The sequence below is a fragment of the Amycolatopsis sp. NPDC004772 genome, assembly GCF_053601215.1.
Genome location: NZ_JBSGBK010000002.1, coordinates 212,788 through 222,919, shown reverse-complemented (window position 1 = coordinate 222,919; position 10,132 = coordinate 212,788). Strand labels below are relative to the sequence as shown.

Annotated in this window: 13 protein-coding genes; 4 read left to right on the top strand and 9 right to left on the bottom strand. The window is 72.0% G+C overall.

The window, feature by feature from the left end:
- Positions 1–921 (bottom strand): lytic transglycosylase domain-containing protein (locus ACWEF6_RS02450; RefSeq protein WP_449681247.1); only part of this gene is annotated, 921 nt, incomplete at its 3' end.
- Positions 922–1,116: 195 nt separating this feature from the next.
- Positions 1,117–2,031: a LysR family transcriptional regulator gene (locus tag ACWEF6_RS02445; RefSeq protein ID WP_449681246.1), complete on the bottom strand. Its 915-nt coding sequence runs from the start codon at positions 2,029–2,031 to the stop codon at positions 1,117–1,119.
- A gap of 103 nt (positions 2,032–2,134) precedes the next feature.
- Between ACWEF6_RS02445 and ACWEF6_RS02440 the strand changes: the two genes are divergently transcribed.
- Both ACWEF6_RS02440 and ACWEF6_RS02435 read left to right on the top strand, forming a co-directional pair.
- Entirely contained in the window at positions 2,135–2,830 is a 696-nt protein-coding gene (locus ACWEF6_RS02440) for an SDR family oxidoreductase (RefSeq protein WP_449681245.1), read from the top strand.
- Between the two features lie 88 nt (positions 2,831–2,918).
- Positions 2,919–3,596, top strand: coding sequence for a hypothetical protein (locus tag ACWEF6_RS02435; protein ID WP_449681244.1), 678 nt, complete (start codon positions 2,919–2,921; stop codon positions 3,594–3,596).
- A gap of 3 nt (positions 3,597–3,599) precedes the next feature.
- Here ACWEF6_RS02435 and ACWEF6_RS02430 read toward each other — a convergent pair whose 3' ends face one another.
- Positions 3,600–4,037 (bottom strand): GNAT family N-acetyltransferase, encoded by a 438-nt coding sequence (locus ACWEF6_RS02430; RefSeq protein ID WP_449681243.1) that lies wholly within the window; start codon positions 4,035–4,037, stop codon positions 3,600–3,602.
- Positions 4,038–4,197: 160 nt separating this feature from the next.
- Between ACWEF6_RS02430 and ACWEF6_RS02425 the strand changes: the two genes are divergently transcribed.
- On the top strand, positions 4,198–4,380 hold the full coding sequence (locus ACWEF6_RS02425; RefSeq protein WP_449681242.1) for a hypothetical protein: 183 nt from the start codon (positions 4,198–4,200) through the stop codon (positions 4,378–4,380).
- Between the two features lie 7 nt (positions 4,381–4,387).
- Here the strand turns inward: ACWEF6_RS02425 and ACWEF6_RS02420 are convergent, their stop codons facing one another.
- The 3 genes from ACWEF6_RS02420 to ACWEF6_RS02410 form a co-directional block, all read right to left on the bottom strand.
- A complete protein-coding gene (locus ACWEF6_RS02420) occupies positions 4,388–5,878 on the bottom strand; it encodes an alpha/beta hydrolase (protein ID WP_449681241.1) in 1,491 nt (496 codons plus the stop codon).
- A gap of 81 nt (positions 5,879–5,959) precedes the next feature.
- Positions 5,960–6,748, bottom strand: coding sequence for an MFS transporter (locus tag ACWEF6_RS02415; RefSeq protein WP_449681240.1), 789 nt, complete (start codon positions 6,746–6,748; stop codon positions 5,960–5,962).
- An 81-nt stretch (positions 6,749–6,829) separates the two neighbouring features.
- A complete protein-coding gene (locus ACWEF6_RS02410; protein ID WP_449681239.1) occupies positions 6,830–7,354 on the bottom strand; it encodes an MFS transporter in 525 nt (174 codons plus the stop codon).
- A gap of 91 nt (positions 7,355–7,445) precedes the next feature.
- On the opposite strand from ACWEF6_RS02410, the gene ACWEF6_RS02405 reads away from it, so the two are divergent.
- On the top strand, positions 7,446–8,087 hold the full coding sequence (locus ACWEF6_RS02405) for a multidrug DMT transporter permease (RefSeq protein ID WP_449681238.1): 642 nt from the start codon (positions 7,446–7,448) through the stop codon (positions 8,085–8,087).
- Here the strand turns inward: ACWEF6_RS02405 and ACWEF6_RS02400 are convergent.
- From ACWEF6_RS02400 to ACWEF6_RS02390, 3 genes are all read right to left on the bottom strand, one after another.
- A complete protein-coding gene (locus tag ACWEF6_RS02400) occupies positions 8,076–8,405 on the bottom strand; it encodes a hypothetical protein (protein WP_449681237.1) in 330 nt (109 codons plus the stop codon). The genes ACWEF6_RS02405 and ACWEF6_RS02400 overlap by 12 nt on opposite strands.
- 231 nt (positions 8,406–8,636) lie before the next feature.
- The gene (locus ACWEF6_RS02395) at positions 8,637–9,527 is read right to left on the bottom strand and encodes a hypothetical protein (RefSeq protein ID WP_449681236.1); all 891 of its coding nucleotides are present in this window, start codon (positions 9,525–9,527) and stop codon (positions 8,637–8,639) included.
- A gap of 101 nt (positions 9,528–9,628) precedes the next feature.
- Positions 9,629–10,093, bottom strand: coding sequence for a GNAT family N-acetyltransferase (locus ACWEF6_RS02390; RefSeq protein ID WP_449681235.1), 465 nt, complete (start codon positions 10,091–10,093; stop codon positions 9,629–9,631).
- Between the last annotated feature and the right edge of the window lie 39 nt (positions 10,094–10,132).

Below are 10,132 nucleotides of genomic sequence, written 5' to 3'. Positions count from 1 at the left end.
CCTCTCCATACACCCTCGTTCCCCCCACGACGCTCTTCCGTTCTCCGGGGACCCGGCCGCGGCGGCGTCCGGGGCGTTGGGCGTGCCGATCGGCACCTGGCTGTCGGGCAGCTGGGCCACCCCGCCGCGGTAGGCGGTGGCCCACGCCAGCACCGTGTCCACATAGGACGAAGAGTTGTTGTAGCGGCGCACGGCGATGCGCTGCCCGGCGTCCGTCGAAAGGTCGAGACCGCCCGAGCACAGGTAGCGCGCGGTGGCCAGCGTCTCGTCGTAGATGTTGTTGGGGTTCGACACGCCGTCGCCGTTGCCGTCGGAGGCGTACCCGCGCCAGGTCGACGGGATGAACTGCGTCGGGCCGACCGCGCGGTCCCACACCGTGTCGCCGTCGTACTTGCCGCCGTCGGTGTCCCGGATTGCGGCGAACGCGCCGGCGCCGTTGAGCACCGGGCCCAGGATCGGCTCCAGGGTGTCGCCGTTGGCGTTGACGTACCCGCCGCGGGCGTGGTTGGACTCGATCCGGCCGATGCTGGCGATCAGCGCCCAGTCCAGGTGGCAGTCCGGCTGCTCCTTGGCCAGGATGTCCGCCGCGTTCTTGTACGCCTTGAGCATGCTGCCCGGGATGCCGAGCGACCCGGAGATGCCCGCGGAGCCGGCTCGCCCGCCCGGCACGACCAGCGGCTCGGGCAGTGGCGGCTGGGGGAGGCTGCCGTCGACCGCGATCGGCGGCATGACGATGTTCGGCTGCTGCGGCGGCGCGGCGACGGCCTGGTCGGGCTGGCTGTCCCCGGCGTTGGCCACGACGACCGGTGCGGGCAGGCCCGTGGTCAGCGTCGGCAGCACGACGAGCGCCCCGCCCGCGAGCGCGGCGGCGGTCCTGCGGACCGAACGCGCGTTCCTGCGACGTGGCCGGTGCTTGGGCATGCTCGTCCCCGCTTCCCTCGATCTGTCGCTGATCGCCTCACCCGATCGGCCTCACCCACCGGTACTGACCGGTAGGAGCAAGCTATCCGATGGAACCAAACTTTGGCGAATGGCACAGCCGAATCTGCCCGTGAGCGAGAAGTTCGTCTGGATGGCACAAAACCTTCGTAGGAAATCTGTCAGATTCACCAGGACTTAACCGGGTGCCGCGGACAGTTTGTCCGACAGGACACCGGGCACGGTGAGCCCGCGGTGCGTCACGTCCGAGCGGAACCGCCGGACGAGCGAATCCGACGGCGTCGCGGTGAACGTCACGACGTCCCGGTGCAGCGGGGGCTTGAGCCGCCGCAGCGCGCCCGGGAAGGTCCGGGTGAGCGCGGTGGTCGGGACCAGTGCCACGCCGAGTCCCGCCGCGGCGAGCTGGGCCGCCGTCGCCGCCTGCTTGGTCCGCATCACCGCCTCCAGTACCGTGCCGCGCCGGGCTGCTTCCTGGTCGAGCCATTCGCCGAGGCCATTGTCGCGGTGGTAGTGCACCACCGGAATGCCCGCGAGGGCGGTCATGGGGACATTCGCGCGGGTGCCGAGCGGGTGGTCCGCGGCCAGCGCCACGACGATCTCCTCGCGCCCCACCACCTCGGTGGCCCCGGTCCAGCGGCTCGGCCGCGGCCCGACCGCGACGTCCGCTTCGCCCGTCTCCAGGGCTTCGACCAGCGCGTCTGCGCTCGTGGTCTCGGTCAGCGTGATCAGCACTTCCGGCCGGTGCCGGTGCCAGGCCCGCAGCACGGGCGCGAGCAGACCGGCGGTCATGGTCTCCGCGCACGCGATCCGCAGCGTGCCTTCGCCGCCGCCGGCCACCGCGTGTCCGGTCCGGACCACCCGTTCGGCTGCGGCCAGCGCCGCCCGCGCGTCGGCGAGGACGGCCCGCCCCGCGGCGGTCGGCCGGACCCCGCGCGGCAGCCGTTCCAGCACCGATGTCCCCAATTCGCGTTCCAACGCACCGATCTGATGCGACAGCGCGGGCTGCGACAGGTGCAGCCGCGCGGCCGCCTCGGTGATCGAGCCCGCGTCGAGGACCGCAACCAGGCATTCCAGCGCGCGCAGCGTAGGCATTCGCGAATTCTATCGCAGCCATCGAAAACCTTCGTATCGCGACGGGATTGTTCCGGCGACGCCGCGCGCTGAACGCCGTGTGCGAGACGAAAGGAGCACGGAAATGTCGTTCGAAGGAAAGCGCCTGGTCATCGTGGGTGGCGGTGCGGGTATCGCCCGGCAGATCGCCGCGGACGCGTCCGCGGCGGGCGCGGAAGTGATCCGGGCCGGCCGGAATCCGGCGGCATTGGCGGAAGGGGGAGTGCGGACCGCGTTCGCGGATCTCGGTGAAGAATCGTCGTTGAAAGCGCTTGCCGACGAAGTGGGCGAAGTGGACTTCGTGGTTTCGCTCGCCGCGGCGCCCGCCAACGGGCCGGTCACGACGCTGGAGCGGGCCGCGGTGCTGCGGGCCTTCGACGCCAAAGTGGCCGGTCCGCTGATGCTGGCGAAGCACTTCGCGCCCCGGTTCCGGGACGGCGGTGCCATGGTGCTGTTCTCCGGCGTCGCCGCGTGGCGCCCGGCACCGGAACGGACGGTCATGGCGACGACGAACGGCGCGGTCGCGTTCCTCGCCGAAGCGCTGGCCGTGGAGCTGGCGCCGATCCGGGTCAACGCGATCTCCCCGGGCATCGTCGATTCGGGAGCGTGGGACCGGCTCGGCGAGGAGAAGGCGGAGTTCTTCCGCCGAACCGCGGAAGCGATCCCGGCCGGCCGGGTGGGCCGGCCCGCGGACGTTTCGGCGGCCACGCTCCTGTTGCTGGCGAACCCGTTCGTCACTGGCTCGGTGCTGCATGTGGACGGTGGCGGCCGGCTCGGGTGATCGAGCCTTTACACGGACTTGAAGCGTTCCTATGATCGGCCGTCCGGACTGTTGCCGCCCGTCCGGACGGCCCCAGGTGGAGGGTTTGATGGCACGTAGGGCTCCGCGCCGAGAGCAGGTCACCGTCGCCGAGCTGCTGGTCCGGTCCGACGCACCGCGCGACCGCTACCGCGACGAAGACACCCTCGTGCTCCCGCGAGCGCGCCACCGCGAAAAGCCGCAGGTTCTGCGCTCGGTGACGCGCTTGCGGATGTTGTCGGTCGTCGCGGGCGCGCTGGCGCTGACCGGCGGGGTCAGCGCGGCGGTGTCGATGCCTCCCGCCCGCGACACGGCCGCGGCCTGGCCTCCGGCCGGCTTGGAACCCCCGGCGGTGGCACTGGTCCCCTTGCCGGCGGATGTCGTCGTGCCGCCGGCCAAGCACGCGGCCCCGCAGCCTCCGGATTCCGCAGTCCCACCCGCGGAACCGGCCGGAATCGCTCCGGTGATCGCCGATCCGGAATCGAATTCCGTCAACCCGGTGGTGCACCGCGGAACGCTGGCCCGGGTCGTGAAGATCGTCGACAAGGTGAAGGAACCGGCGAAAGCGAAACCGAAGCCGCCGGAGAAGGCGGCGCCGGTCCGCCACGAGATCCCGGACATTCCTCTGTGGTCGCGCGGCCGCCCGAAGGGGCCGGACTGGCCGTCGATGTCGGCGGGCCGCCGCCCGGCGGGCCTGCCGTTCGGCGGCCACCACGGATGCGGAGGCGGCGGCCGGCACCGCCGGTGAGTGTCAGCCGAGCGGGATCTGGTACTGCATGAAGCCTTTGTCGAGCGCGACCTGGTCGTAGAGCCGCCGCGCGGTGGTGTTCGACGTCTGGGTGTGCCAGTAGACGCGCACACAGCCCTGCGCCCGCGCCCACTCGGCGACGGCTTCGATGAGCGCCCGCCCGGCCCCGCGCCCGCGGACGGCGGGATCGGTGAAGAGGTCCTGCAGGTAGCAGACGTCGGCGGAGGTGGTGCTGACGTGCGTGAAGAAGTGGACGATGCCGACGAGCCGGCCGTCGGCCCGCGCGCCGAGGGCGTGCATCCGTTCCCCGCTCGCGAACTCGCGCCACGCCCGGTCCACGAGGTCCGGAGCGAGTGTCCGGCCGTAGAACGTGTTGTAGCCGGCGAACAGGTTTTCCCAGGCCGCGCGGTCGGTTTCGGTGAGGCCCCCAATGGTGATCATGGTTCGAGGCTAATGCCCGGGGGACACGCATCGGACACAACTCACGAGTAAGGTGACGAACCCGAATCGAATTCATAGAATCGCGGAGCCCGGTCGGCGAAAGCAGCGGAGGTTCCTGATGGCGCGCACGGCGCACCGTGCCAGTGGCAGGCCCGTGACGGTGAGCGAGCTGATGCTGCGGCCGGATGTCCGCGGCCGCCGCCGCCCGGAGGACCTGGAAGTGCTGGAACTCGCCTACCGCATGCGCCGCCGGATCGGCCCGGAGGCCGCGGCGCGGGTCCCGTCGCCGGGAGCTCGCGCGCTCGCGGTCGTGACCGGTCTCTGGCGACGCCGGCCGCGGTAGGCCCGCTTCAGAAGCCGATCGTCGACGGCGGCCGGGCGATCATCGCCGTCGCCGTGCCCGGTTCGACCGCCGGGCAGTGCGTGCCCCGGGCCGGGAGCTTGCCGGTGATCAGGTAGTCGTCGGTCGCCTTGGTCACGCACGAGCTGTTCTTGAAGTACGCGCCGTGGCCCCAGCCGTCGTAGGTGAGCAGGGTGTTGCCCGTCTGGCGGGCCACCGCCTGCGACCACGCGTACGGCGTCGCCGGGTCGTGCCGGCTGCTCAGCACCAGCAACGGCGGTGCGCCGTGCACCTGCAGCGGGTGCTGCGGGTTGCTGGTCCGGTTCGGCCAGCCGATGCAGGCGGTGACCGACGTCCAGCCCAGGGAGTTGAGCCTGACGTCCGGGGCGAATGCGGCCGACACCCGGCGGTAGGTCTCGAGTTCCGCGAAGTCGTGCACCGGCATGCGCCAGTCGTCGCAGAACACGCTCTGGAAGACGTAGTTGATCGGGATGTCGTCGCTCAGCTTCGCCGACGCCGCCGGCGGTGTGCCGTCCGCGAGCGATTTCAGGATCGTGGCAAGCCTATCCCAGCTGGGGCCGTAGAAGTTGCCCTGGAAGATCGACGCGAGGTCGAGCGGCTGGAGCACCTCTTCGCTGCGCGGGTCCTTCAATTCCCCGCGGGCGGCCTTGTCCTGGAGGTCGCGAGTCAGCTCGGAGACGTCCCGGCCGTGCAGCGCGCAACTCGGCGTCCGGCCGCACCAGGCCACGAACTCGCCGAATTCCGCTTGCACCGAACGGGTTTCGCTGAGCAGGAACTCGGCCGCGGTGAACTGTGAGTGGTCCATGTTGCTGTCCAGCACGAGCGCGCGGACCTTGTCCGGGAACAGTTCCGCGTACTGCTGGCCCATCAGCGTCCCGTAGGAAACGCCGTAGTACGTCAGTTTCGGCTCGCCGAGCGCGACGCGGATGGCCTCCATGTCCCGCGCGACGCTCTTCGTGTCGCCGAACTGCCCCAGCGGCCCGGAAATGCGGTTGCAGCTTTCGCCGAGCTTGCGGTTGTACGCCGCGAGCTGCTCGAACTCGGCCTGGTTGCGCGGCATGCGCGGGTGGTCGGCGATCAGCTCCTCGAGCCCGCACGAGATCCGCGTGCTGGCGCCGACACCGCGCGGGTCGAAGCCCACGGTGTCGAACCGCCGGGTGACCTCGGGCGAGAGCGACCAGCCGTTCTTGACCTCCTCGGTGCCCGACCCGCCGGGACCGCCCGGGTCCATCAGGACCGAGCCGATCCGGGCCTGCGGGTCCGTCGCCTTGCGGCGGGCGAGCGCGACGGACGTCATGCCCCGCTCCGGGTGCGCCCAGTCCACCGGCACGGTCACCGTGCCGCAGTCGACCTCGGGCGCGTCGGCGCACGGCCGCCAGTCGACGGATTCCGCCGCCGAAGCCGGTGGGGCCAGCAGCACGCTTCCCAGGATCGTCGTCACGGCCACGGCCGTCATCAGCCGCTTGCCCACCCTCGCCATCGTCAGTCCTCCCCTACCGACAGTGCATGACCGACTCCAGCAAATCACCGATCCGGGGATCCCGCCAGCTTCCCAGGTGGATCACGCCTTCGCGTCCACTGTGGACGAATGCTCGGCGCGCCGGACCCAGGCCGCGGCCAGCGTTCCCAGCGCGCACAGGGCCCCCAGCACGCCGAACGCCCAGCCGAACCCGGTCGCCGGGCCGGCGGCCAGGCCCTGGGACAGCACGATCACGCACAGCGCGCCGCCGAGCGCGCCGCCCACGCGCAGCACGATGTTCACCAGCGCGGTGGCGTGGCCGAGTTCGGCGGCGCCGACCGACGCGTACGCCGCCGTCGACGCGGGCATGATCGACAGCCCGAGCCCGGCACCGCGGACCAGGAGCACGGCCTGGACCAGCCACATCGGCGTGTCCGGGCCGAACCACGGCAGCGGCACCGTGCTCACCAGCACCACCAGTGACCCGGTGAACGCGACGGTCCCGCCGCCGTAGCGGTCGGTCAGCCGCCCGGCGACGAACACGAACACCGTCGTGGCCAGCCCCATCGGCGCGAGCAGGACGCCCGACTCGGCGGTCCCGGCGCCGAGCCGGAGCTGGAACCACAGCGGCAGCAGCAGGACGGCGCTGAACATCCCGGCGCCGCCGAGCAGCACGGCCGCGAGCGCGGACCCCATGACCGGCCGGGCGGCGAGGCGCAGTTGCAGCACCGGGTGGGGCGCGCGCAGGGACCACCAGGTGAACAGCCCCATCGCCGCGGCGCCGATGGCGGCGAGGACGACGTTGAGCGAGCCGGGCGCGCCGAGCTCGGTCAGCGCGTACACCAGCAGGGGCAGGCCGAGCGACACCAGCGCGAGGCCGGGCCAGTCCATCGGCGGCGGCTGCTGCCGGTCACCGCGCGGGACGTACCGCAGCGCCAGGCCGAACGCGAGCAGCCCGATGGGGAGATTCAGTCAGAACAGCACCGGCCAGGAGAAGTGCGCGAGCAGGAAGCCGCCGACGCTCGGCCCGACGACCGGTGCGAGCCCGACCACGAGCGCCAGCGTGCCCATGGTGCGGCCGAGGCGTTCCGGGCCGACGGCCAGCCCGATCACGGTCTGCCCGGCGGTGACCATGACGCCGGCGGCCATGCCCTGCACGGCCCGGAAGCCGATCAGCGTGACCGCGTCCGGGGCGAGCGCGCAGGCCACCGACGTGAGCAGGAACGCGACCAGCGCGGCGAGCCACAGCCGTCCGGCGCCGAACTTGCGCCCGAGCCACGGGGTGAGCGGGAGCGCGGCGGAGAGGCCGAGCAGGTACGCCGTCGCAACCCACTGGATTTCGACGAGGGCGACGCCGAGGCTGTCCCGCATCGATTCGAGCCCGACGGCGACGATCGAGGCGTCCATGTTGCCCAGGAAGCCGCCGAGCGCCATCACCCCGGAAGCGATCCAGACGGTGCGCGGGATCGGCGGTGGTGCGGTGCGGAGATCGGTCATGGCTCCGACGGTAAAAGCTCGAGGAAGGTTGAAGTCAACCTTGCTTCGTGCCGGACGCCGGTTCGGGCACGGTCACCGCGGCGTTGCTCGGGTGGGTGCGCTTTCCGGCGCGGGCACCGGGGCCGGCGCCACCTTCCTCTACCGCGCCATGGGCAAGGGGGCGATGAGCCTGGTCGTGCCCGCGAGCGACGTCGCCGCCGTCGTCCTGCCGGTCCTGTTCGGCCTGCTCCTGCTGGGGCAGCGGCTTTCGGGCGTCGCGCTCGCCGGGATCTGTTGCGCGGTACCGGCGTTGTGGCTGGTCTCGCGCTCGCGCGGGGAGCGGGCCGGCCGGACGGCGGCGGGGATCCCGGACGCCTTCGTCGCCGGGCTCGGCTTCGCCGTCCAGTTCGTCGCGCTCTCGCGGATCCCGGCCGAAGCCGGGTTCTGGCCGGTCGTGTTCAGCCGCGCGGTGTCGGTGGTCGCCATCGCCGGCCTGGTCGCGGCGACCCGGGCGCCGTGGCGGCTGCCGTCCCGGCTGTGCTTGCCCGCCGCGCCGGCCGGGGTGTGCGGCAGCGCGGCGATCGTCCTCTACCTGCTCGCGGCCCAGCGGCAGCTGCCGGCGGTCGCGACCGTGCTCGCCGCGCTCTACCCGGTGCTGCCGGCGCTGGTCCTCCTGCGGGAACGGCTGAGCCGGGCCCAGCTCGCCGGGCTGCTCGGCGCGGGCGCGGCGATCGCGCTCGTGTCACTGGGCTGACCGGCGGGAGACGACGCTGCGGCTGCCCGCGTCGAGCCCCCGGTAGTGCTCGAGCGCGGCCACGGACTCGGTGACCTGCTCGAAGCTGGGCAGCGCGCGCACGTTCGCCACCAGTGTCATGTCCTTGCGCGGGATTTCTATGAAACAGACCTCGACCCCGGCTTGCTCGGCGTGGGCGGCCACCTCCGCCTGCCAGGTGGGCAGGTCGAGGTCGTCGCCGAGCCATTCGTGCAGGTAGACGCACCACTTGCCGCGCAGCAGCTCACCCGCGATGGCCTCCAGGCCGACCACGTACGGCTCGGTCACGCGTTCGGCCATGACCGTTCCCCGCAACACCAAGGCACTGTTTCCCTCCTGCGCCCGGCGGCGACCCATACCGCCGGAAAGCGCTCTCTCGGCGGTAGCCTCCCCCGCTCGCCGAGCAGCGCGAACCCCGGTGACCGATGACCGAACACCGGGGTCCGCCAACTTACCGGTGGATTTGGTCACCGGCAACCGGTTCCCGAAGATCAAGGAAAGCGCGTGCACAATCGGCGTGCGGATGCACGTTCATTCCAGTCGCGTGCGCAGCAGATTGGGGGATCCGCTGAAATATGCGCTATCGGCCACGTACAGCGTGTCACCACGGACGGCCACCGACGTCGGGTTGGCCAAGCCGTCCGAAGTGGACAGGATGGTCCGGATCCCGTCGTGGCCGACCGTGACGACCCGGTTCTCCTGGTTGACGGCGGCGACGACGTCACCGCCGTGGAACGCGAAGTCGTCGACCGGCCCGAGGCCCGAGGCGACGACCCGGCCGGGTGCTCCGGTGAGCGGGAACCGGACGAGCGTGCCGCGGTCCAGGTTGGACACCCAGAGCGCGCCGTCGTGGACCTTGACGCCGTTCGCGCCGAAGCCGGCGACCGGGGCGAGCAGCTCGCCGGTGGCCCAGTCGGTGACCCGCCCGGTGCGCGGCGTGACGCGCCGGACGACCGAGCCGAACGAGTCGGCGACGAAGACGTCCCCGCTGGCGGGATCGCGGGCGACGCCGTTGTGGAACCCGGCCGGCGGCAGGGCGGCCACCTTGGCCGGGGTGCGTCCGGGGCGGACGCGGTAGAGGCCGGTTGCCGCCGTGCCGGTCGAAACGGCGACGTAGAGGTCACCGCCCGGGGCGCGGGCGATCCCGCCGAGGAACAGTTTCCGGTGCACCACCGGGACGTCGCCGTCGGCGGGGACGGGGATCCGGGCGATGACTTCGATTCGCCCGCCGGGCGTGACCCGGCCGATTTCGCCGGTGTAGGCGAAGGTGAGGTCGGCGGAACCGTCGGGTTCCAGGGCGATGTTCTCGGGCTGCTGCCCGGCGGCGAGGTCGAGCGGGATGATCCTCGGTGCCGCCTGGGCGGGCGCGGCCGGCACGGCCAGGGCGACGGCCAGCGCGGCACCGATCAGCTTGATGCGCAAGGGAAACTCCCGAATCGTGGCGAGCTACGGTACGTCGACCGTAGGCCCGGTGCGCACCCGGCCGCCAATAGCCGGACCTGGGCCGGCCATCGGAAAACCGATCACAGGTCCCGGGCGAAGCAGCGCGAGATCGGTTCGCCGCGGTAGGGCCCGTACGCCTCGATCGGTTCGTAGCCTTCGCGCTGGTAGAACCGGATCGCGTCCGGCTGCCCGATGCCGGTTTCCAGCAGCAGCCGGGTGATCCCGAGGCGCCGCGCGTGGTCTTCGAGGGCGCGCAGCAGGGCGGTCGCAACACCGGTGCCGCGGGCCGTCGGCTCGACGTACATGCGCTTGACCTCGCCCGATCCGGGGCCGAGCAGCCGCAGTCCACCGCAGCCGATGGCGGCGCCGCCGGCGTCGCGGGCGAGCAGGAAGACGGCGACGGTCTCGGCGGTCGGGACGGCACCGGGCTCGTGGTCGTCGGTGCCGTAGCGGGCGTCGAGCTCGGTCCGCTGGGCTTGGCGCAACCGGACGGCGTCCGGATCGTCCCAGGTCACCGAGGTGATCGTCAGTGTGCAGTCGATCATCAGGCCGCCTTCCCGTTTCCGTAACAGGCGTTACCGTAG